Annotated in this window: 20 protein-coding genes; all 20 read right to left on the bottom strand. The window is 73.8% G+C overall.

What is annotated here, in order from left to right; all coding sequences use genetic code 11:
• Window positions 1-46: 46 nt before the first annotated feature.
• Window positions 47-226, bottom strand: coding sequence for a hypothetical protein (locus MFF61_RS05180; RefSeq protein ID WP_238233992.1), 180 nt, complete (start codon window positions 224-226; stop codon window positions 47-49).
• Window positions 223-1,275, bottom strand: a complete 1,053-nt coding sequence (locus tag MFF61_RS05185; RefSeq protein ID WP_238233993.1) for a phytoene/squalene synthase family protein — start codon at window positions 1,273-1,275, stop codon at window positions 223-225. The genes MFF61_RS05180 and MFF61_RS05185 overlap by 4 nt, the downstream gene beginning before the upstream one ends.
• The gene (locus MFF61_RS05190) at window positions 1,256-2,782 is read right to left on the bottom strand and encodes a phytoene desaturase (RefSeq protein ID WP_238233994.1); all 1,527 of its coding nucleotides are present in this window, start codon (window positions 2,780-2,782) and stop codon (window positions 1,256-1,258) included. Before MFF61_RS05190 ends, MFF61_RS05185 begins: the two co-directional genes overlap by 20 nt.
• Window positions 2,783-2,825: 43 nt before the next feature.
• Window positions 2,826-3,740: an alginate O-acetyltransferase AlgX-related protein gene (locus tag MFF61_RS05195; protein WP_238233995.1), complete on the bottom strand. Its 915-nt coding sequence runs from the start codon at window positions 3,738-3,740 to the stop codon at window positions 2,826-2,828.
• Window positions 3,741-3,756: 16 nt separating this feature from the next.
• Window positions 3,757-4,668, bottom strand: a complete 912-nt coding sequence (locus tag MFF61_RS05200; RefSeq protein ID WP_238233996.1) for a glycosyltransferase family 2 protein — start codon at window positions 4,666-4,668, stop codon at window positions 3,757-3,759.
• Window positions 4,669-4,769: 101 nt separating this feature from the next.
• Window positions 4,770-5,663 carry an alpha/beta fold hydrolase BchO gene (bchO, locus tag MFF61_RS05205; RefSeq protein ID WP_238233997.1) on the bottom strand — a complete coding sequence of 298 codons (894 nt, stop codon included), beginning with the start codon at window positions 5,661-5,663 and terminating at the stop codon, window positions 4,770-4,772.
• A gap of 9 nt (window positions 5,664-5,672) precedes the next feature.
• Window positions 5,673-7,388: a magnesium chelatase subunit D gene (locus MFF61_RS05210; protein ID WP_238233998.1), complete on the bottom strand. Its 1,716-nt coding sequence runs from the start codon at window positions 7,386-7,388 to the stop codon at window positions 5,673-5,675.
• On the bottom strand, window positions 7,385-8,359 hold the full coding sequence (gene bchI / locus MFF61_RS05215; protein ID WP_238234050.1) for a magnesium chelatase ATPase subunit I: 975 nt from the start codon (window positions 8,357-8,359) through the stop codon (window positions 7,385-7,387). The genes MFF61_RS05210 and bchI overlap by 4 nt, the downstream gene beginning before the upstream one ends.
• Window positions 8,360-8,676: 317 nt before the next feature.
• Window positions 8,677-9,888 (bottom strand): 5-aminolevulinate synthase, encoded by a 1,212-nt coding sequence (hemA, locus tag MFF61_RS05220; RefSeq protein ID WP_238233999.1) that lies wholly within the window; start codon window positions 9,886-9,888, stop codon window positions 8,677-8,679.
• 66 nt (window positions 9,889-9,954) lie between these two features.
• The gene (gene puhE, locus MFF61_RS05225) at window positions 9,955-10,749 is read right to left on the bottom strand and encodes a putative photosynthetic complex assembly protein PuhE (RefSeq protein WP_238234000.1); all 795 of its coding nucleotides are present in this window, start codon (window positions 10,747-10,749) and stop codon (window positions 9,955-9,957) included.
• Window positions 10,750-10,760: 11 nt separating this feature from the next.
• On the bottom strand, window positions 10,761-11,822 hold the full coding sequence (acsF, locus tag MFF61_RS05230; protein ID WP_238234001.1) for a magnesium-protoporphyrin IX monomethyl ester (oxidative) cyclase: 1,062 nt from the start codon (window positions 11,820-11,822) through the stop codon (window positions 10,761-10,763).
• On the bottom strand, window positions 11,819-12,124 hold the full coding sequence (locus MFF61_RS05235) for an O2-dependent cyclase accessory protein (RefSeq protein ID WP_373324584.1): 306 nt from the start codon (window positions 12,122-12,124) through the stop codon (window positions 11,819-11,821). Before MFF61_RS05235 ends, acsF begins: the two co-directional genes overlap by 4 nt.
• Window positions 12,121-12,570 carry a photosynthetic complex assembly protein PuhC gene (puhC, locus tag MFF61_RS05240; RefSeq protein ID WP_238234002.1) on the bottom strand — a complete coding sequence of 150 codons (450 nt, stop codon included), beginning with the start codon at window positions 12,568-12,570 and terminating at the stop codon, window positions 12,121-12,123. The genes MFF61_RS05235 and puhC overlap by 4 nt, the downstream gene beginning before the upstream one ends.
• Before the next feature lie 10 nt (window positions 12,571-12,580).
• Window positions 12,581-13,204: a photosynthetic complex putative assembly protein PuhB gene (gene puhB, locus MFF61_RS05245; RefSeq protein ID WP_238234003.1), complete on the bottom strand. Its 624-nt coding sequence runs from the start codon at window positions 13,202-13,204 to the stop codon at window positions 12,581-12,583.
• Window positions 13,201-13,986, bottom strand: coding sequence for a photosynthetic reaction center subunit H (gene puhA, locus MFF61_RS05250; RefSeq protein ID WP_238234004.1), 786 nt, complete (start codon window positions 13,984-13,986; stop codon window positions 13,201-13,203). The genes puhB and puhA overlap by 4 nt, the downstream gene beginning before the upstream one ends.
• Before the next feature lie 12 nt (window positions 13,987-13,998).
• Entirely contained in the window at window positions 13,999-15,435 is a 1,437-nt protein-coding gene (locus tag MFF61_RS05255; RefSeq protein ID WP_238234005.1) for an MFS transporter, read from the bottom strand.
• A complete protein-coding gene (gene bchM / locus MFF61_RS05260; RefSeq protein ID WP_238234006.1) occupies window positions 15,432-16,133 on the bottom strand; it encodes a magnesium protoporphyrin IX methyltransferase in 702 nt (233 codons plus the stop codon). Before bchM ends, MFF61_RS05255 begins: the two co-directional genes overlap by 4 nt.
• Window positions 16,133-17,041, bottom strand: a complete 909-nt coding sequence (bchL, locus tag MFF61_RS05265) for a ferredoxin:protochlorophyllide reductase (ATP-dependent) iron-sulfur ATP-binding protein (RefSeq protein ID WP_238234007.1) — start codon at window positions 17,039-17,041, stop codon at window positions 16,133-16,135. Before bchL ends, bchM begins: the two co-directional genes overlap by 1 nt.
• Window positions 17,038-20,763, bottom strand: a complete 3,726-nt coding sequence (locus MFF61_RS05270) for a magnesium chelatase subunit H (RefSeq protein WP_238234008.1) — start codon at window positions 20,761-20,763, stop codon at window positions 17,038-17,040. Before MFF61_RS05270 ends, bchL begins: the two co-directional genes overlap by 4 nt.
• The gene (bchB, locus tag MFF61_RS05275) at window positions 20,738-22,294 is read right to left on the bottom strand and encodes a ferredoxin:protochlorophyllide reductase (ATP-dependent) subunit B (RefSeq protein ID WP_238234009.1); all 1,557 of its coding nucleotides are present in this window, start codon (window positions 22,292-22,294) and stop codon (window positions 20,738-20,740) included. Before bchB ends, MFF61_RS05270 begins: the two co-directional genes overlap by 26 nt.

Below are 22,294 nucleotides of genomic sequence, written 5' to 3' on the forward strand. Positions count from 1 at the left end.
GGCCGGTCCTTGCCCCCGAACCGCACCGGAAGCAGGGCCGGTCGCATCACTCCGCGGAGGGCGTCCGGCCGGAAGGGGTCTCGCGGGACGCCCGGCCCTCGGCTCGGGCCGCCGCCTCGCCGCGCCTGCGGTCGCGGCGCAGCACCCAGAGCTGCCAGAAGCCGAGCCCCAGCACGATGCCGAAGACGAGGGCGATCTTCAGGAACGCGAAGACGGCGTCGCTCATGAGGGCGCCGGATCGCGGACGCTCTCACGCTCGCGCAGGATCTCGATGAGGTCGAGGAACCGCTCCGCGCGCGTGGCGAGGTCCCACCAGGGCAGGGTCGGCGCTGCGGCCTGGGGCAGCGCGGCGACGGCCTCGACCAGGAAGGCAGCCTCGGGCAGCGGCGGCCAGGGCACGCCGCCGGCCGCGAGAGGCAGCCCGGCGCGGGCGAGGAGCGCGGCCTTGCGGGGGCCCGTCACCCGGGCGCGCTGCGACACCGGATCGAGGCCCTGGCGCTCCAGCGACCGGCCGATCTCGGCGTAGATCAGCCGCGCCGCCCGCACGGCGGGGCGGCAGCCGGCCGGCAGCAGGGCGATGCCGGGCTCCGAGCGCAGGTAGAGCAGGTCCGCCGCGCGCAGGAGCCGCGTCACCACGGCGGCGAGGGCCGGGCTCGGGTGGGGATGGGCCAGGAAGGCGTCGGGGTCGAGGCCGGCCTCGCGCATCCAGCTCTCGGGCAGGTAGAGGCGCCCGGCCCGCGCATCCTCGCCGACATCCCGGGCGATGTTGGTGAGCTGCATGGCGATGCCGAGGTCGCAGGCCCGGGCGAGGGCGACGGGCGAGCGCTCCCCCATCACGACGGTCATCATCGCGCCCACCGAGCCCGCGACGCGGGCCGCGTAGGCGCAGAGCGCCGGCAGATCGGCGTAGCGGCGGCCCGCGGCGTCCCAGGCGAGGCCGTCGAGGAGGGCCGCAGGCAGGGCCTGGGGCATGGCGGTGCGGGCCACCACCTCGGCCAGCGCCCGGTCGGCCGGGCTGTCCCAGGGCCGGCCCGCATAGGCGCGGGAGAGCCGCTCGCGCAGCACCGGCACCGCATCCGCCCGCCGGGCTCCGGTGTCCACCGCATCGTCCGAGAGGCGGCAGAAGGCGTAGAGGGCGTAGGCGTCGCGCCGCACGGTCCGAGGCAGCAGCCAGGAGGCGGCGTAGAAGCTGCGCGAGCCGGTCCGGATCGCTGCCCGGCAGGCGGCGTGGTCGGCGGCGTCGGCGAGCGGCAAGTCAGGCGAAGAGCGCAGCATCCGGCACCACCCGATCGAGGATCTTCGAGGAGGAAAGGACGCCGGGCAGCCCGGCCCCCGGATGGGTGCCGGCCCCGACGAGGTAGAGGTGGCGCACCGGGCTCCGATTGTGCGGCCGGAAATATGCGCTCTGGGTGAGGATCGGTTCGAGGCCGAAGCCCGAGCCGCGATAGGCGAGGAAGTCGTCGCGGAAATCGGCCGGCGTCGTCACCCGTGAGGTCACGACGGCGTCGGACAGACCCGGCAGCAGCGTCGCGTCGAGCGCCGCGGCGATCCGGCGCCGGTAGGGCTCGGCCAGCGCCGCCCAATCCTGCCCGCCGTCGAGGTTGGGCACCGGGCTGAGCACGTAGAAGGCGTCGCAGCCCGGCGGCGCGAGGCTCGGGTCGGTGGCGGTGGGGCGGTGCAGGTAGAGACTGAAATCCTCCGCCAGCACCTTGCGCCCGAAGATGTCGGCCAGGAGGTCGCGGTAGCGCGGCCCGAGCAGGATCGTGTGGTGCGCCACGTCCGCATAGGTCCGGCGCGTGCCGAAGTACCAGACGAACAGGCCCATCGAGGAGTGCGCCCGGCGCATCCGCCAGTCGCCCCAGGGCGGCTTCGCCTCCGGTGGCAGGAGGTGGAGCGCCGTCCAGGCGGAATCCGCGTTCGAGACCACGATGTCGGCCGGGATCGATTCGCCGTCCGCCAGGACCACCCCGCGGGCGGTGCCGTTCGCGACCGTGATGCGCGACACCTCCGCCCCGAGGCGCAGGCGCCCGCCCTGCCCCTCGATCAGGCCCACGAGCCCGCGCACCAGCGCGCCGGTGCCGCCCATGGCGAAATGCACGCCCCAGCGCCGCTCCAGGGCGGCGATCAGGCAGTAGATCGCGCTCGCCCGGAACGGCGAGCCGCCGATCAGCAGGGGATGGAAGCTGAATGCGGTGCGCAGCCGCTCGTCGCGGAAGAAGCGCGACACCAGCCCGTAGACGCTGCGATGGCCGCCCAGGCGCAGGAGGTCGGGGGCGATCCGCAGCATGTCGGACGCGGCGCCGAACGGCACGTGCCCGAGCTCTTCGAAGCCGACGCGGCAGATCTCCGCCGAGGCCGCCATGAAGCGGGCATAGGCCTCCACCTCGTCGGGGGCGATGCGGGCCACCTGCGCCCGCATCGCCGCCTCGTCGTCGCTCACGTCGAGGGTGGCGCCGTCGTGGAAGCGGATGCGGTAGAAGGGCCGCATCGGCACGAGCGCGACATCCTCGGCGCGCCGCCGGCCGCACAGCTCCCAGAGTTCGTCGAACAGGAACGGCGCGGTGACGATGGTCGGGCCGGCATCGAAGGTGAACCCGTCCTGCCGGTGCACGCGCGCCCGCCCGCCGGGCTGGTCGAGGCGCTCCAGCACCGTGACGCGATAGCCCCGGGCGCCGAGCCGCACCGCCGCGGCGAGACCGCCGAAGCCGCTGCCGATCACCACCGCGTGGGGCCTGCGGCCGGCCCGGGAGAACCGGGGCCGCACATCGTCGAGTGTCAACATAAGTTGACACTATCGTCGCAGACCCGCCCCGAGGCAAGGCCCGTCAGGGGCCCTCCTGCGCCAGCGCCCGGATGCGCTCGGCCGCGAAGGCCTCGATGGAGAAATCGTCCGTCGGCACCCGGGCCATGAAGCGCTCGGCGATCTCGAACAGGAGGAGATCGGGCCGCACCGCCTCGACATAGGCCCAGTCGATGCTGGCCGACCAGACGAAGTGCAGCTCGCGGAAAGTCTCCGCCAGCGCGCCGCTCAGCATGCCGTGGACGTGACCCGAGCAGGACGAGCCGAACAGCACCACCCGGCGCGGATCGGCCTGCGGGCTCGGGTTGCGGAAGACGACGTGCGCGCCGACGTGCAGATCGTGACCGCGCCCGGCGGCCTCGTAGACCCGGGCCAGCGTGCCGGGCTCGCGCACCGCATCCCGCTGCAGGACGTGGCGCATCACCGTTTCCGGCTCCGGGAAGGGCAGCTTGGTCTCGATGTCCATCACCTGGGCGCAGGGGTGGGACGGACGCAGGGCGAGGTCGTCGCGCGGGGTGGCGCCGCAGGCCCGGCAAATCTCCCGGTAGGCCAGGAAGTAGCCCGGAAACGACCAGTGCGTGTCGGTGCGGAAGTAGAGGTCGGCCGCGTCGCGCCCGGCCCGCATCGGCCCGACGAGGTCGACCAGGAGGGCGCGGCCGGCCCGGGTCAGCGAGAGCAGGCGGGCAAGGCGCCGCGCCGGGGAGCGGCGCACCTTCACCCGCAGGCCGGCGAACTTGTTGTCGTAGACGGTGATCTTCTCCGGCACGACGACGTGGAGGTAGCGCGCGCCGAGGCCCTCGGCCCGCGCCGCCCGCGCCAGGGCGAGGTGGCGCCACGCCAGGAGCCGGGCCCAGACCTCGCGGCTGTTGCCGTACTGGGCGACGACGTCGTTCGAGCCGCCGGTGAGAAAGAGCCAGCCGTCCTGGCCGATATGGAACATCGGGGCTTCGGCTGCGCTAGCGCCCGTCGTGCCGCTGGTCCGAGGCGTCCGGCCAGCCGGCGGGATGCGACACGCGCGCCTGGCGGCCGCGCAGGCCGCGTGCGGCCCAGGCCGCACCGCTGCGGGCGGGCATGAGGGCCAGCGCGAGGGCGAGGCGGGCCTGCAGCCGCGGATCGTAGAGCCGCGCGCGGCGCATCTCGTCGAGAAAGCGCCGCATCTCGCCCCATGTGCGCCAGGGCCAGCGATGGCCGCGGCGGCTCTGCTTGACCTGCATGTAGATCAGGGCGTTGCGGTCGAGCTCGTCGCGGTAGTCTCCCGTATCGGAGGCGTCGACCGCCAGCTCGCTGCGCAGCAGATAGTAGAGCGGCGGCTCCGCGGCCTTCCCGCCGAACCCGGCCGCGAGCATCCGCTCGGAATGATCGCAATGCTCGTACCCGTAGCGGCCGAAGCGGGTGTCCATGTAGCCGACCCTCCGCAGCGCCGTGCGGCTGAACGAGACGCACTGGCCGGAGATGTCGGGGCTCAGCACCGGATCCTCCGGCGTGCCCGCGCCCGAGACGAACCGGTCGGCGAACCACTCGCCCGCGAAGTTCGCGTGACCCCAGCGCCGGGCGGCCTCGATCCAGGGCGCCTCCCAGCCGTCGCGCTGCGGCGCCGTGTCGTCCTCCAGCAGGATGGCGACGTCGCAGCGGGCGACCTCGTGCAGGTGGAAGAGCACCCGGTTCTTGTTCCAGGCCACGCCCCGGTTCGGCGCGCTCAGATGCGGCACCCGCAGGCGGCGGAGCAGGGCGGCGGTGTCGTCGCGCGACCCGTCGTCGGCGACGAACAGCGCGTGAGGCGTGGCGGTGTGGCGCGCCACGCTCTCCAGCGTCCGCGCCAGCGACCCGGCGCGATTGTAGGTCGTGATCCCGATTCCGAGACGCGGCAAACCGAACTGACTCCGGCGAGGACCACCGAACGGCCCGCCGGCCTCGCGGCGGCACCATAGGCGAACGCGTTCCGGGCGCAAAGCGGCCGCCGCGCCGGGGCTCACCCCTGCGTCACGCCCTCGCGCGCGGCCGCGGCCAGGATCAGGGCGGCGACCGCCTCCGGCCTCTCCTCGTGGGCGAGGTGGCCGAGGCCGCGCATCAGCTCCAGCCGTGCCCGGGCCCCCAGGCGCTCGGCCACGCGGAACGACACCTCGGGCGCGATGGTGCGGTCGTCCCCGCCGACGACGAGCAGCACCGGGACGGCGAGGCGCGGCAGGTCGCGGTCGAGGTCAACGAGGTCCCAGTTCGCCATCATGCCGAGCGCGCCGGCGATGTGGGAGGGCCGCTGGAACAGGCGCCGGTACAGATCGAGCCCCTGCCGGTCGAGGGTGGAGCCGGTGCCGCGGATCAGCCGCTCGACGGCGCTGCGATCGGCCGACCACGCGAAGACCCGGGGCGTGACCGGATTGAGGAACAGCGCCCGGGCCATGGCCGGGAAGATCAGCCCGGCCATGCCGGGGAAGGGCTTGAGCGCGGCGTTGACGCCGACGAGCAGCCGGGGCGCCAGCGCCACGTCGAGGCAGAGCCGGACCAGGATCGCGGCCCCGGCCGAGTGGCCGACGACGACCTGCGGGGCTGCGCCGAGGGCACCGAGGAGGGCGGCCAGCGCGCCGGCCATGCGCGGCAGCGAGGGGGTCGGGAGCGGATCGCTGAAGCCGTGGCCGGGCAGGTCGGGTGCGATGACGCGGAAGCGCGCGGCGAGCTGCGGCAGCAGCCCGCGCCAGGAATGCGTCGCCGCGCCGGTGCCGTGGACGAGGAGGAGCGCCGGCCCCTCGCCCGCCTCCTGCACGTGCCATGTCAGGCCGCCCGCCGCGACGAAGCGGCTGGCCGCGCGGTTCGGCCAGTCGCGGCCCTCGCGCTCGAAGGTGGGCCTGTCGTCGCTGAAGGGCAGCATCGGGGGGCGTCAGCCTCGCGCGGCAGTCTCGCGCCGCACCGCCCGGGAGAGCTGCGCGGCATCGGCCTGGGGCATCGGCAGGTAGTGCGCCGCCATCGCGGCGGCGAGCCGGCGGGCCGACTCCTGCGGCAGCGAAGCAGTGTCGATCAGGAGCGCCCGGGTGCCGTACGCCGCGAGCGCCTTGGCGGCGGCCAGGGCGTCCTGCGCGGCCTCCGCCCGGCCCGGCGCGCCGGAGCGCGAGACGTTCGCCCGTCCGTCGGTGAGCAGCACCACGACCGGCGTGCGTCCGCCGCGCCGGATGCCCTCGGCCAGGGCCGCGGCCGCGTCGAGGCCGGCGGCGAGCGGCGTGCCGCCGCCCCCGGGCAGGGCCGCCAGCGCGCGCTTGGCTCGCACCAGCGACCGGGTCGGCGGCAGGAGCAGGTCCGCCTCGCGGCCCCGGAACGCGATCAGCGCCACGCGGTCGCGCCGCACGTAGCACTCGGCCAGCAGCAGCTCGACCGCACCCTTGGCCTCCGCGAGGCGCTCCAGCGCCGCCGAGCCGGACGCGTCCACCGCGAACACGGTCGTCGTCTCGGTGCGCTGGACGAGGCGGCGGATGCGGATGTCCTCGGGCCGCATCAGGATCCGGCCGGGCGACGCGCCGCGCAGCCGCTGCCAGGGGGCGGCTGCCCGCAGGGTCTCGACGAGCGCGAGGCGCCCGCGGCGGGGATCGCCCGGCCGGGCGCCGACGGGCCGCCCGCGGCGCGGCTGCGCGGACGCGGCGCCGGCCCGGCCGGCCGACGGGGCGCGGGCGCGCGGCCCCTGCCCGGCGAGCAGCCGGGCGAGCAGTCCCGCGGGAAGCGCGGCCGCGGCGGCGGCGAGCACGCGGTCCTGCGCCGCCATCCCCTCGCCGGCGGCCGGCTCCGTCTCGGATTCGGGCGGGGTCTCGGCCGGTTCGGGCTCGGCGGGCCGGTGCAGGGCGCGCGGCGCCAGCACCAGGGCGGCGGCGGCCGCGAGATCGTCCTCCGCCACGGCCCGCCGCCCGCCGAGCGCCGCGTGCAGGCGCGCCACGCGCAGCGCCAGCACCGGTGCCCGCAGCGAGGCGATGCCGAGCGCCAGCGCGATCCGGCAGAGCCGACCGACCGCCTCCTCGTCGCAGGTCATGCCGTCGAGGCACGCGCGCGCCGCCTCGCGGTCGAGGTCGGGAAGCGGCGCGGCGAGGTCGGGCAGACGGACCGTGTCGAGATCGAGCCAGAGGGCGGCCCGGTCGGCGAGCGCGGCGGACACGGCTTCGTCGGCCTCCTCGCCCTCGTCGAGGAGCACGAGCCCGCAGCGCGCCGGCAGCCGGGCGGCGAGCCCGTCGCGCGCGATCTCGACCTCGCCCGTGTCGAGCGCCTGCGCGATCCGGACCGCGGTGCCGGCCGTCAGCCGCTCGGCCATCGGCACGATCACCACGCCGCCATCCGCCTGCGCCAGCAGGCCCGGCCGCAGCACCGCGTGCCCGGCGCGCAGCGTCGCGGGCAGATCGAGGCCGCCGAGCAGGTTCTCGTCGCCGATCCCCGCCGTCAGGCGCGGCATCGGCGTCTGCGCGGGCAGGAGCGCGCGCAACCGGGTGAGCCACGCCTCGCGCGCCGGACCCGGGCGGGCTCGCAGGACGACGCCGCCGCAGCCCGCCGGATCGAGGGCGAACAGGGCGGCGGCAAGGCCCGCGTGGAACCAGACCGTGTCCTCGGCGGGCGTGCTCACCCGAAAACCTCGTCAAGCGCGCGGGCGACGCGGGCGCCGGACCCGGCCTCGTCGAGCGGATTGCGGCGCAGGCGGTGGCGCAGCGCCGCCGGCGCGACGCCGCGCAGGTGATCGGTGGTGACCCGCCGCTGGCCCTCCAGGCTCGCGAGCGCCCGGGCGGCGCGCATCAGGGTCAGCTCGCCGCGCAGGCCGTCGGTGCCGAGGGCGAGGCACAGCCGCGCGGCCGCCTCCAGCGCGGCATCGGGCACCACCACGCCGCCGAGCCGGTCGCGGGCCGCCAGAATCGTCTCGCGCAAGGCCCGCTCCTCGCCCGCCCAGGCCGCGCCGAACCCGGCCGCGTCGCGCTCGTAGGCGTCGCGCCGCCGGACGATCTCGATCCGGGTCGGCAGGTCGGTCGGCGTCGTCACCTCGACCGCGAGGCCGAAGCGGTCGAGGAGCTGCGGCCGCAGCTCCCCCTCCTCCGGGTTGCCGCTGCCGACGAGAACGAAGCGCGCCGGATGGCGCACGCTCAGCCCCTCGCGCTCCACCGTGTTGACGCCGGAGGCCGCCACGTCGAGCAGCAGATCGACGAGGTGGTCCTCCAGCAGGTTGACCTCGTCGATGTAGAGAAAGCCGCGATTCGCCCGCGCCAGGAGGCCGGGCTCGAACGCCTTCTCGCCCGCCGCGAGCGCCCGGCCGATGTCCAGCGCCCCGACCACCCGGTCCTCTGTGGCCCCGAGCGGCAGGTCGACCACCGGCACCGGCACCGCCTGCACGGGCAGGCCGTGGGGCAGGCGCGCCTGGCAGGTGGCGCAGAGCCCGGCCGTCTCGGCCGGATCGCAGGCATAGGGGCAGCCCGCCACCGCCCGCATCGGCGGCAGCAGCGCCGCGAGGGCCCGCACCGCCGTGGACTTGCCGGTGCCGCGGTCCCCGAACACCAGCACGCCGCCGACCGACGGATCGATTGCCGCGATCAGGAGGGCGCGGCGCATCTCGTCCTGGCCGACGATGGCGGCGAACGGATAGGTGCCGGTGGCCGGGGCCCGGATCGCGGGCAGCGGATCCGGCTTCAAGGCCCGCCGGGACAGGGCCGATTGGGTGAGCGCCACGACGAAACCTCGACGAGCAGGGCCGGGCATCCGGAACCGGATCAGCATTCACCCGGGCAGGAGAAATGTCTAACGGAATTGACGCGCAACATGTCGTTACGGGATGACAATCCGACGTGAGACAGGGCGCCGAAGCAGCGCGGCGGCCCCTCATCCGCACGGGACAAGGGATCCCCGCGCTCCGCGTCGGAGCCGGCTGCCTACGCCGCCTTGGCGAGCCCGATCCGGGCCCAGATGGCGCAGAGCGCCGCCACCAGATGGTCGATATCGGCGTCGCTGTGCAGCGGGGACGGGGTGACGCGCAGGCGCTCCGTGCCGCGGGGGACGGTGGGATAGTTGATCGGCTGGACGTAGATGCCGAACTCGTCGAGCAGCATGTCGCTGATCTGCTTGCACAGGACGGGGTCGCCGACCATCACCGGGACGATGTGGCTCGGGTTGTCGAGGAGCGGGATGCCGGCCGCATCGAGGCGGCGGCGGACCTGCGCGACGCGGTCCTGGTGGCGGTCGCGCTCGGCGCCGCTCTGCTTGAGGTGGCGGATGGAGGCCGCCGCCCCGGCCGCCACGGCCGGCGGCAGCGAGGTGGTGAAGATGAAGCCCGAGGCGAAGCTGCGCACGAAGTCGCACAGGGCCGACGAGGCCGCGATGTAGCCGCCGCAGACCGCAAAGGCCTTGCCGAGCGTGCCCTCGATCACCGTCAGGCGGTGCATCAGCCCCTCGCGCTCGGCGATGCCGCCGCCGCGCGGGCCGTAGAGGCCGACCGCGTGGACCTCGTCGAGGTAGGTCATGGCCCCGTAGGCCTCGGCGACGTCGCAGAGTTCGGCGATCGGCGCGATGTCCCCGTCCATCGAATAGACGGACTCGAAGGCGACGAGCTTGGGCAGCGCCGGATCGACGAGCCGCAGCTTGCGCTCCAGGTCGGCCGGGTCGTTGTGGCGGAAGATGTGGCGCTCGGCGCGGCTGGAGCGGATGCCCTCGATCATCGAGGCGTGGTTGCCCTCGTCCGAGAACACCACGCAGCCCGGCAGTTTCGAGGCCAGCGTGCCGAGCGCCGCCCAGTTCGAGACGTAGCCCGAGGTGAAGAGCAGCGCCGCCTCCTTGTGGTGGAGGTCGGCGAGTTCGCGCTCGAGCAGCACGTGGTAGTGGTTGGTGCCGGAGATGTTGCGGGTGCCGCCGGCTCCCGCGCCGCAGCGGTCGAGCGCCTCGTGCATCGCCCGCAGCACCGTCGGGTGCTGGCCCATGCCGAGATAGTCGTTCGAACACCAGACCGTGACCTCGCTCTGGCCGCCGGGCGCGTGGTGCGTGGCGTGGGGGAAGCGCCCGGCCTGCCGTTCGAGATCGGTGAAGATCCGGTAGCGTCCTTCGCGGTGAAGGCCCTGGAGCTGCGCGGCGAAGAACGATTCGTAGTCCATGGCGCGTCACCTTCCTGTGGTGGGGCGGGCTCTCCGGGCCCGCTCAGGCGAGTACTCGGCCGGCGCTCAGCGCGCCGTGCGGGTGTCGGCGTCGCCGGCGGGCCGGCGGGCGGGCAGTCCCCAGCCCCAGAGGGCGGCGGAGGGCAGCGGCAGCATCAGGAACCCGTGTTCCAGGATGGCGAGCGCCATCAGCGTCGCCATCATGGTGTGGCCGGCGAGCGCGAAGGCGGAGGCGCTCTCGGTGACCGCCGGATGCAGCAGCACCAGCAGAATGGCCGTCGCCAGGGTCATCGCGACGGGAAACAGCGCGTTCATCGGCGCGCGCCGGAAGAAGCTGCCGAGGTAGCGCAGGTGCTCGGGCAGGAACTCGGCGTTGAGATTGCGCACGCCGAGATAGAGGTTGAGCCGGGCGCTGAGGTTCATCCCCCAGAGCACGAGGTAGGTCCAGAGGGCGATCCGATTCGGCCGTCCCTCGGTGAGCCACGCGACGGCGAGCGCGCCCAGGATGATCGCCGCCTCGTGCCAGAGGTTGGTGGCCGCCGCCTGCCCGAACCGGGCGAGGCCGCGGGCCGTGGGCAGACCGGCCGTGCGGCGCGGACCGGCGAGAAAGCCCATGTAGAAGGCCATCTCCTGCCAGCCCCACACGACCAGGGCCGCCGTGAAGGCCGCGTAGGCCCCCGCCTCGGTGGGCTCGCCCGCGCTCCAGGCGATCGCCCACAGGGCGCCGGCGAGCGCGAGGCTCGTCGCCCCGAAGCTCCAGGCATGGGTGCGCCGCGGCCGGTGGTTCAGCCAGAGGATGACCCCGGTGAGGAACCACCACATCACGACGGCGTAGAGGATCGGCGCGGCGTAGTCCGACATGGGCGGCTGCGCTACCAAGCGGGGCTGAGGCGGATCTGCGCGGGCATCGGGTTGGCCTTGGCGGGCATCAGCATCAGGCGCCCGAAGGTCAGCGCGGCCCGCGCCGCGTGGCCCGCATGCGCGAGCCGGCCCACGAGGCCGCCGCGGGCCTTCGCCTCCTCGATCCCCCGGGCGCTGGCGAGCAGCCGGTCGAGTCCGGCCTTGAAGGCCGGGTTGTCGAGATCGAGGGTGAGCGGGAAGACCTGCCGCGAGATCTCCGAGGTGATGGCGAACACTGTGAAGTCGTAGGCGGTGGGGTCGATCCCCAGCGCCTTGTGGAAGGCCGGGCGGCAATGATCGCGGACGTACATGGTGCAAAACACCGCGAGCAGGAAGAATTTGATCCAGTAGTAGTTGACTCCCGAGAGCAGCTTCGGATTGGCCCTCATCAGCAGCGCGAAGGCCTCTCCGTGGCGAAACTCGTCGTTGCACCACTTCTCGAACCACTTGAAGATCGGGTGGAAGCGATTCTCCGGCTTGCGCTCGAGCTCGCGGAAGATGGTGATGTAGCGGGCGTAGCCGATCTTTTCCGACAGGTAGGTCGCGTAGAAGATGAACTTCGGCCGAAAATAGGTGTACTTCTTCGCCTTGGTGAGGAAGCCCAGATCGACCCCGACCCCGAAATCCTTGAGCGTGTCGTTGATGAAGCCGGCGTGCCGGGCCTCGTCGCGGCTCATGAAGGCGAAGAGTTCGCGAATGTCCTTGTTCTTGGCGCGCTTGCGCATCTCGGCATAGAGCACGCAGCCCGAGAACTCGGCCGTGATCGAGGAGACGAGGAAGTCGAGGAATTCCTTGCGCAGCTCCGGATCGAGGCCGGAGAGGTCGAGATCGAACTCGTGGTTGCGCACGAAGTGGCGCTTGTTCGGGTCGGCGCGCATCTCGGCGATCAACACGTCCCACTCGGCCCGCACCGGCTCGACGTTCGTGCGGTCGAGTTCGTCGAAGTCGGTGGTGTAGAAGCGCGGGCTCAGGAAGGTCGTCTCCTGGGCGTGGCGGGTGCTCTCGTTCGGCGTGGGGAGGGCGGTCGCGCTCATAGCCTCGTCCTTTCAGAGAAGCTGACTTCGTAGAGTTCGGTGAGTTCGAAATGTCCGGCGATGCGGGTCCACAGGCGCTCGACAGCCCCCGCCCGCACCACCGTGGCGGTGCGCCGGACCACGATGCGCTCGCCGTAGGGCACCTCGGTCGGCGCATCGTGCACCGTCACCTCGTCGCCCGGCTCGATGGCGAGGCCGCCGTCGAGCGTGACGTGGGCGTGCAGGGATTCGGCGGTCTGCTCGATCTCCACCGTGCAGGGCACCTCGATGCGGCGTCGGCCGCCCAAACTCAGGTTCATCATGCGCCCCTCCCCTGGTGGAGCAGCCGCGCGAAGGCGGCCGCGTTGCTCGGCCCGAAGGCTTCGAGGTTGATGCGCCGGCCCGACGCGAGATCGTCGAGCGAGAGCGTGCCGTTGTCCCAGCGGGTGAGCCGGAAGGGCGGATCGCGCGGCAGGCCCTCGCGCAGGCGCGCCTGGGCCATCACCCGCAGCGCGGCGCGCAGGAACCCGTCCTGGCCGGGCTGCACGAGGGCGACGAGGCTGCCGTTGCGCGCGTCGCTCAGCGCCACCGCCCCGTCGCTGCGGTCCTGCACCGTGAGGTCGAGCACCTGCACGGCCTGGGCCTCGGGCAGCCGCGTCGTCCCGATGTCGCCGAGGCGGCCGATCGCCACGGCCGCGACGGCGAAGGCCATCAGGAGCATGGCCCTGACGATCTGCGAGCGCGGCACGTGGGTGGTGTGGTCGGGCATGGCGCGCTCCTCACGATCCGGCGGCGGCGAGGCGCCCCGGCAGTGCGGCGGGCGCTGGGGCGGGCGACCAGTCGGGCACCGGCCGGCCATGGGCGGCGGCGAGGGCGGCGGCGATGCGGGCCGCGGCCTCCTCGGCCTCCGGCAGCGCGCGCAGCATCGGCTCGGGCCGCGCGAGGCGCCAGGGCCGGGCATGAGGCCAGAGGTGCAGGTAGGCCAGCCGCGTCCCGGCCTTGAGCAGCAGCGGGATCTCGCCGCTGCCGTCCGGGAAGCGCCGCAGGCCCGCGGCCTCGATCTCCCGCAGCGGCAGGTTCACGGTGATCGGCAGCGCGATGCCGATGCGCAGCATCAGCCGCCGGTCGGTGAGGCTGTAGGTGGTGGTGCGGGCCGCGCACCACGCCAGGGTCAGCAGCACCGCAAGACCTCCGACGCCGAGGCCAAGGACGGGCAGCGCCGCGGCGGGACGGCCCGCGCTCATCGCCTCGACGAGCGCGAGGAGCGCGAAATACGACGCCACGAGGTCGAGATGGAAGGCGCGCCGGGCGAGGCCCAGCGGGCCGGGCCGCCCCTGCCAGATCAGCCGCTCGCCGGGCGGCAGAGGGGCGGGCAGGCCACGGGGAATCACGTCCTCGCTCACAGCAGCGGCTCCGTGCGGCCGGGCGTGGCGTAGAGCGTGCCGGCGCCGTAGAAGGCGATGACGCGCTCCTCCTCGAGCAGCGTGATGCTGTCGCGGTCGCGCAGCGGCGGCACGTCGGCGAAGTGCCGGGCGAGCAGCGCCTCGCAGACGACCGTGGCCTTGGCCCCCGAGACGTTCGCGAAGGTGACCGGCATCAGCACGGTGCGGCCCGGCGCGTCGGCCAGCTCCACCTCGTAGTAGCGGGGGAGCGATTCGCCCCGGTCGACCCAGATCTCCGTGACGGTGCCGGCCACCGCCCGATCGGCGCCCACCACGCGGAAGCCGCGCGGGTCGGCATCCTGCTCGGCCACCGCGAACTCGGTGGCGACGCGCAGCGGCACGATGCGGTTGTGCCCTTCCCAGGTGATGTCGGGCTTGTCGCTGCGCTGCGCGTAGGCGCCCGGCCCGACGCCGTCGCGCAGGCGCCCGTCGTCCGGGGTGGTCGGCTGGATCGGCGCGCCGGGCCAGGGTTCGAGCTTGACGGCCTTCAGCTCGCCCACCGGCCCCTCCTCGGGCCGCGGCGCCAGGATGGTGCGGCCGTCGGCCATGACGAAGGCCTTCGGCGTAGGCAGAAAAAGCCAGTCCCAGCCGGTGAGCCCGCCGCGGGTCTCGGATTCGAGAGGGTAGCCCTCCCGGCGGTCCTCCCGGCGCAGGTAGAAGATCAGGCCGGCGAAGAAGAACCAGAACGCGTAGAGCACCAGTTGGGCGACGTCGATGTAACTGGTGATGGCACCCTTGGGCATGACGGGCCTCCCTCAGAATAGGGCCGGGCGGGCGACGCTGCGGCGCGCGGGCGCGCCGCGCGGCAGGGGGGCGGCGGGATCGGCGGGCCGCACCAGCGGCCCGATCGCCACCAGGGTTGCGAACAGCAGCCCGATCTCGACGTGGTAGACGATGAGGTACCCGGTTGAGGCGTCGTTCAGCGCCTCGCCGAGATGGCCTGCGACCGCGAGGGCGGAACCGACATCCCGCACGATGCCGCTCGCCGCGATGGCCGCGCCGGCGGCGCTCGCCTGCACGGCGCCCCAGGCGCCGAGCGCGAGGCCGGATTCCTGCGGGGCGGCGCCCTCCATCGAGGCGGTGAGCGTGCCGTGGGCGAACAGGCCGCCGCCGAGGCCGATCAGCGCGACGCCGCCCGCGAAGAGCGGGCCGGAGGCGAGCGGCGCGGCGAACACCACCGCCGAGAAGGCGGCGATGCCGGTGACCGCGCCGCCGGCCGCGACCCGGAACGGATCGCCGCCGCGGCTGAGCCAGCGCGCGGCCGCGAGGAGGCCGATGCCGCCGCCCAGCGCCAACAATGCGGTGAGGGCCGTCGTGGCGGCGACGGGCAGGCGCAGGATCTGCCCGCCATAGGGTTCGAGCAGGATGTCCTGCATGCTGAAGGCCGCGGTGCCGAGCCCGGTGGCGGCCAGCCGCCGGCGCGCCCGCGGCGCCCGCGCGTAGGCCGCCCAGGCGGTGCGGAAGTCGGGCCGGGCCGCGGCGGTGCGGGCGGGATCGCGCGCCTCCTGCTTCCACAGGGCGATGCCGTTGAGGACCAGCGTGGCCAAAGCCGCGCCCTGGATCACCTGGATCAGCCGGATCGCCGAGAAGTTCGCCAACGCGAGGCCGAAGACGACGGCGCTGCCCATCATGCCGGCGAGCAGCATGGCGCAGAGCAGCGCCACCACCTTCGGGCGCGCATGGGCCGGCGCGAGGTCGGTGGCGAGGGCCAGACCGACCGTCTGCGTGGTGTGGAGCCCCGCACCCACAAGCACGAAGGCGAGCGCCGCCGCCGCCTGCCCGATCACGATCGGCCCGGTCGTGTCCCCCGAGAGGATCAGGAGCGCGAAGGGCATGATCGCGAGGCCGCCGAACTGCAGCAGCGTGCCGAACCACAGGTAGGGCACGCGGCGCCAGCCCAGCACCGAACGGTGCGTGTCCGAGCGGAAGCCGATCAAAGCCCGGAACGGTGCCGCGAGCAGCGGCAGGGAGAGCATCACGGCGACGATCCAGGCCGGAACGCCGAGTTCGACGATCATCACCCGGTTGAGCGTGCCGATGAGCAGCACCGCCGCCATCCCGACCGTCACCTGGAACAGCGACAGGCGCAGGAGCCGCCCGAGCGGCAGCTCCGCCGTGGCGGCGTCCGCGAAGGGGAGGAGGCGGGGCCCAAGCTGCGTCAGCGCCCGGGCGAGGCGGCTCGCATCGCTCATCGGCGCGCCAGCTCCAGGGCGTTGGAGAGGTAGAAGCCGCTGGTGATCCGGCGCGACCGCGCGAGCCCGAAGGGCGAGAGGGACTCCTCGCGGGCGATGCGGCGGCGCAGGGTCCGCTCGGTCACCGGCTCGATCGCGGGCGCCCGGTCGCCGCGCGGAAACAGCCGGCCGGCCGCGTGCATCAGCGTCAGCAGCGCGGTGCGGGGGGCGACCGTGAAGAGCAGCGAGGTCTCGGTGCGCCGGCCGAGCACCGCGAGCGCCCGGGCGATGTCGGCGCTGCGGTAATGGATCAGCGAATCCATCGCCACCACGTGGTCGAAGCGGCCGAGCGACTCGTCCAGCATGTCCCCGACCCGGAAGTCGAGGCGGCCCGGCAGCGCCAGCTCCCGGCTGCGCTCGCGGGCGAGCCCGATGAGCGTCGGCGAGACGTCGATCGCCACCACCTGCGCGCCGCGCCGCGCCGCCTCCAGGCTGAGCGCGCCCGTGCCGCAGCCGGCATCGAGCAGGCGCCGCCCGGAGAGATCCTCGGGCAGCCAGGACAGCAGTTCGGCCCGCATCGCGTCGCGGCCAGCCCGCACGGTGGCGCGGATGCGGCTGACCGGCGCGTCCGAGGTGAGACGCGCCCAGGCCTCGACCGCCGTGCGGTCGAAGTAGGTCTGGAGCTGCGAGCGGCGCGCGGCGTAGGTGGCGCTCGGCATCAGTCGAACCCCAGGAATTCGAACAGGTCGCGGTCCTTCATGGGCGTGGCGTCGAGGGGCTCGACGCCGGCCCACAGGGCCTCGGCGAGCTGCAGGTACTCGTTCTGCACCGCGAGCAGTTCGGGCGAGGGATCCATCTCGAACAAAGTCGCCTTCTTCAGGCGCGAGCGGCGCACCACGTCGAGATCGCGGAAATGCGCGAGGCGGCGCAGGCCCACCGCGGCATTGAAGCGGTCGATCTCGTCGGTGTTGGCCGAGCGGTTGGCGATGACGCCGCCGAGCCGGACGCCGTAGTTCTTCGACTTCGCGTGGATCGCCGCGACGATGCGGTTCATGGCGAAGATCGAGTCGAAGTCGTTCGCCGTGACGATGAGCGCCCGGTCGGCGTGCTGAAGCGGCGAGGCGAAGCCGCCGCAGACCACGTCGCCGAGCACGTCGAAGATGACGACGTCGGTGTCTTCGAGCAGGTGGTGCTCCTTGAGGAGCTTCACGGTCTGGCCGACGACGTAGCCGCCGCAGCCAGTGCCGGCCGGCGGTCCGCCCGCCTCCACGCACATCACCCCGTTGTAGCCCTCGGCCACGAAATCCTCGACGCGCAGCTCCTCGGAATGGAACTGCACCGCCTCCAGGGCATCGATGACGGTGGGCGCGAGGCGCTTCGTCAGCGTGAAGGTGGAATCGTGTTTCGGGTCGCAGCCGATCTGCAGCACCCGCTTGCCGAGCTTCGAGAAGGCGACCGAAAGGTTCGACGAGGTCGTACTCTTGCCGATGCCGCCCTTGCCGTAGACGGCGAAGACCTTGGCGGTCTCGATGCGGATGTCCGGATCGAGGGCGACCTGGAGGCTGCCCTCCTGGCGCCCGTCGGGCGCCTGCCGTGCCGTCACCGGGTTGCGGATCGCGATGTTCATGCGGCTGCCTCCGCGGTGATGCCTTCGAGCCGGTCCTCCAGGGCCTCCTCGGCCCGGTCGAGGGCGGCCCGCGTCTCGGGGTCGGGGGTCCAGAAGCCGCGCCGGTGGGCCTCGATCAGCCGGTGGGCGACCTTGGCGGAAGCGGCGGGATTCAGCGCCGCCATGCGCTCGCGCATGACTTCGTCGAGCACGTAGGTCTCGGTGATGCGCTGGTAGATCCAGGGTGCGACCTGATCGGTGGTGGCCGACCAGCCCACCGTGTTGGTGAGATGCTGGTCGATCTGGCGCACGCCCTCGTAGCCGTGGCCGAGCATGCCCTCGACCCATTTCGGGTTCAGCATGCGGGTGCGGGTCTCCAGCGCCACCTGCTCGGCAAGCGAACGCACCCGGCCTTCGCCCCGCGTCTGGTCGCTGATGTAGACCGGCACGCTCGTCCCGCGCGCCTTGGCCACCGCGCGCGCCATGCCGCCGAGCCCGTCGAAGTAGTGGTCGACGCTCGTGACCCCGACCTCGACCGAATCGAGGTTCTGGTAGGCGAAGTCGACCTTCGCGAGCACCGCCTGCATCAGCGCCCGCTGGGGCTGCGGCCGGCCCGTGCGGCCGTACGCGAAGCTCTTGCGGCGGGCGAAGGTCTCGCAGAGATCGGCATCGCTCTCCCAGCGCCCGCTGTCGATCAGGTGGTTGAGGTTCGCCCCGTAGGCGCCCTCGGCGTTGCTGAAGACGCGCAGCGCCGCCGTCTCCAAGTCGATCCCGTGCTCCGCCTGGTGCGCGAGGGCGTGCTTGCGCACGAAGTTGCGCTCCGGCGGCTCGTCCGCGCTCGCCGCCAGGAAGGCCGCCTCCGCCAGAAGCTTGGTCTGGAGCGGCAGCAGATCGCGGAAGATGCCCGACAGCGTCGCCACCACGTCGATGCGGGGACGGCCGAGATCCTTGAGCGGGATGAGCTTCGCGCCGCAGAGCCGGCCGTAGCCGTCGAAGCGGGGTGCTGCGCCCATCAGGGCGAGCGCCTGGGCGACCGGCGCGCCCTCGCTCTTGAGGTTGTCGCTGCCCCACAGGACCAGAGCGATGCTCTCAGGGCAGGGCGCACCCTCCGCGGCGTGGCGGGCGAGCAGCCGCTCCACCTGCGCGCGCCCGTCCGCCAGCGCGAAGGCACTCGGGATCCGGTAGGGATCGAACCCGTGCAGGTTGCGCCCGGTCGGCAGGATCGCGGGCGTGCGCAGCACGTCGCCGCCCGCGACCGGCGGCACGAAGCGGCCGTCGACCGCCCGCAGCAGGGCCGGGATCTCGTGGTCCTCCGCCAGCAGCCGGTTGGTCTCGGCCAGCGCCTGGAAGGCGGCGCGCGTCGCCTCCTCCGCCGGCAGGCCGGCCGCCGCCAGCGCATCGTCCACGCCAGCGCCCGCCGCCAGCCGATTGATGCCGGCGCGCGCCGGCGACACGCCGTGCACCGATTCGGCGAGCGCCATCAGCAGGTCGGCGCGCTCGGCCTCCGGCGTCCCCTCCCCCACCACGTGCAGCCCGTGCGGGATCAGGGTGTGTTCGAGTTCGACGAGCCGCACCGCGAGGTCGGCGACGCGCGCCTCCGCCCCCGGCCCCCAGGCGGGCTCGGCCTCGGCGAGATCGAGGCCGGCGGCCTGCCCCTGGATCAGGTCGGCGAGGCGGGCGCGCTCGGCCGCCTCCTCGGGCGCGAGGCCGCGCCAGCGCTCCACCGAGGCCTTGAGGTCGATCAGCCCCCGGTAGAGTCCGGCCTGGGCGAGGCTCGGCGTCAGGTAGCTCACCAGGGTCGCGGCCGCGCGGCGCTTGGCCAGCGTTCCCTCGGACGGGTTGTTGGCGGCGTACAGATAGACGTTCGGCATCGCGCCGATCAGCCGCTCGGGCCAGCAGGCGGCGGAGAGCCCGGTCTGCTTGCCGGGCATGAATTCGAGCGCCCCGTGGGTGCCGAAATGCAGCAGGGCGTCCGCGCCGAAATCCTCGCGCAGGTAGCGGTAGAAGGCCGAGAAGGCGTGGGTCGGCGCGAAGCCCCGCTCGAACAGCAGCCGCATCGGGTCGCCCTCGTAGCCGAAGGCGGGCTGCACCCCGACGAAGACGTTGCCGAACTGCGCGCCGAGCACGAGGAGCGCGGCGCCGTCGCTCTGGTGGCGGCCGGGGGCGGGTCCCCACTGCGCCTCGATCTCGGGCAGCCAGCGCTCGCGCCGCACGTGCTCGTCGGCCGGCACCCGGTGGGCGACGTTGGCCGCGGTGCCGAAGCGGGCGGCGTTGCCCTCCTGCACGGCCCGGCGCAGCGCCTCGGGGGTCTCGGGCACCGCGACCGTGTAGCCGTCGGCCCGCAGGCCCATGAGCACGCGGTGGAGCGAATCCCACACCGACAGGAAGGCCGCCGTGCCGACCGCGCCGGCATTGGGCGGGAAGTTGAACAGCACGACGCCGAGCCGGCGCTCGGCCTTCGGGCGCGCCCGCAGGGCGATGAGGCGGGCGACGCGGTCGCTCAGGCGCTCGGCGCGCTCGGGGTGGACCGCCATGTCGCGCCCGTGGTCGGTGCCGGCCCGGCCGCCGAACACCATCGGGGCGGTGGCCCCGTCGAGTTCGGGGATCGCCACCATCATGGTGGCCTCGACCGGCGAGAGGCCGCGCTCGGAGGCCTCCCATTGCGCGAGGCTCTGGAACTCCACCGCGTGGCCCGCGAGGTAGGGGACGTCGAGCCGCGCCAGCACCGCCTGGGCGGCGGCGGCGTCGTTGTAGGCGGGGCCGCCGACGAGCGAGAAGCCCGTGAGCGACACCAGCGCGTCGATGGCCGGCCGGCCGTCGCGCAGGAAGAACCGCTCGATGGCCGGGCGGTTGTCGAGGCCGCTCGCGAAGGCCGGCACCACCGACAGGCCGCGCGCCTCCAGGGCGGCGATCACGCCGTCGTAATGGGCGGTGTTGCCGGCGAGCACGTAGGAGCGCATCAGCAGGAGGCCGACGCGCCCGTGGGCGCCGGGCCGCTGCGGCAGCGCCTCGACCCGCTCGCCGACCCGGCCCGCGAGGCGGGGATGATAGAGGCCGGTCTCCGGGTACGAGAGCGGATCCTGCGGCGTCAGACGCTCGCGCCAGCCCGCCCGCGGCCCGGCCGCGTAGCGGGCGGCGAGGAAGCGCACGAGGTTGACGACGTTCTCGTCGGAGCCGGCGAGCCAATACTGCAGGATCAGGAAGTAGGCCCGCACGTCCTGGGCCGAGCCCGGGATGAAGCGCAGGATGCGGGGGATCTGGCGGATCAGCGCCATCTGGCGCGCGCCGCTGCCGCCCGATCCCGCCCCGCCCGGTCCCTTGCGCCCGCGCAGGCGCTTGAGGAAGTCGAGGGCGCCGCGCTGCGAGCCGTCCATCGCGAAGCGGTTCATGCGGGTGGTGCGCACCACCTCGGCGGCGGAGAGGCAGCCCACCATCGCGTCGCACGCGGCGCGGCGCGCCAGCAGCGCCGGCAGCACCGCCCGGACGTGCTCGTCCATGAACAGCATCGCCGAGAGCACGATGTCGGCCCGGGCGATGTCGGCGCGGCAGGCGTCGAGCGCCGCCGGGTCGGTGTCCCACTCCGCGGCCGCATGGAAGCCGAGGGTGAGCCCCGGGGCCGAGCGGGCGAGCGTCTGGCGCGCCCGCTCCACCGCCCCGGCGAGGTGGTTGTCGAGGGTGACGATGACGACGCGCAGCTCCGGCAGCGCGCCCGCCGCCTCACCGGCTGAAATGCGCCTTGGCATCGTAGAGGGTCTCGACGGTGATGAGGGGCAGCGCGCGCTCGCGGGCGAAGCGCTCGGTGTTGTGGCGGGCCTTGCCGCGGACGAAGAACGGCACCTTGCGCAGCTCCCGCTCGGCCTCGGCGGCCCAGGCGATCGCGGCGGCGGACGGCGTGGTGATGGACGCCGCGGCGGCAGGCGCGACGGCGACGGGCTCCGGCGACGCGTGCGGCCGGCCGCCGAGATGCGACGGGGCGACGCCGTCGTGGAATTCCGGGTCGTCCCGGAACATCGCCAGCAGGTGCTCCTCCAGGCCCATCATCAGCGGGTGGACGAAGGTGTCGAAGAGCACGTTCGCGCCCTCGAAACCCATCTGCGGCGCGTGGCGGGCGGGCACGTCCTGCACGTGCATCGGGGCCGAGATCACCGCGCAGGGGATGCCCAGCCGCTTGGCGATGTGGCGCTCCATCTGGGTGCCGAGCACGAGTTCGGGCTGGGCCGCCGCGATCGCCGCCTCGACCTCTAGGTAATCGTCGCTGATCACCGCCTGGATGCCGTGCACCTCGGCCTCAGCGCGCACCTCGCGGGCGAAATCCCGCGCGTAGGTGCCGAGCCCCACGACGCTGAAGCCGAGTTCGGCGCGCGCGACGCGGGCCGCCGCGATGGCGTGCGTGGCGTCCCCGAAGACAAAGACGCGCTTGCCCGTGAGGTAGGTCGAATCGACCGAGCGCGAATACCAGGGCAGCCGCGACTCGTCCGCATCGAGGACGGGGGCCGGATCGACGCCCGCGAGGTCCGCCACCGCCTTGACGAAGGCGCGGGTCGCGCCGACGCCGATCGGCACCACGTCGGTGAAGGGCTGGCCGTGCGCCTTCTGGAGCCAGACCGCGGCGCTGCGCGCGACCTCGGGATAGAGAACGACGTTGAAATCGGCCTCGCCCAGCCGCGCGAGATCCGCCGGCGTGGCGCCGAGCGGCGCCACGACGTTCACGTCGATGCCGAGACGGGCGATCAGGCCCCTCACCTCGCGCAGGTCGTCGCGGTGGCGAAAGCCCAGCGCGGTCGGCCCGAGCAGGTTGCAGGAGCGCCGCGCCCGCGCGGCACGCGGCGCCGGCGGCGCGCTGAGCGCGCGCACCAGCCGGTAGAAGGTCTCGGCGGCGCCCCAGTTCTCCTTCTTCTGGTAGGCCGGCAGGTCGAGGGGAATGACCGGGATCGGCAGGTCCAGCGCCCGGGCGAGGCCGGCGGGATCGTCCTGCAGCAGTTCGGCGGTGCAGGAGGCGCCGACGATCATCGCCTGCGGGCGGAAGCGTGCGTAGGCGAGGCCGACTGCCTCCTTGAAGATCTCGGCGGTGTCGGCCCCGAGGTCGCGGGCCTGGAAGGTGGTGTAGGTCACGGGCGGGCGGGCGTCGCGCCGCTCGATCATCGTGAACAGCAGGTCCGCGTAGGTGTCGCCCTGCGGCGCGTGCAGCACGTAGTGCAGGCCGCGCATCGCGGTGGCGATCCGCATGGCGCCGATATGGGGCGGTCCCTCGTAGGTCCAGAGCGTGAGCTGCAT

Source organism: Methylobacterium isbiliense, assembly GCF_022179325.1.
GTDB classification, from domain to species: domain Bacteria; phylum Pseudomonadota; class Alphaproteobacteria; order Rhizobiales; family Beijerinckiaceae; genus Methylobacterium; species Methylobacterium isbiliense.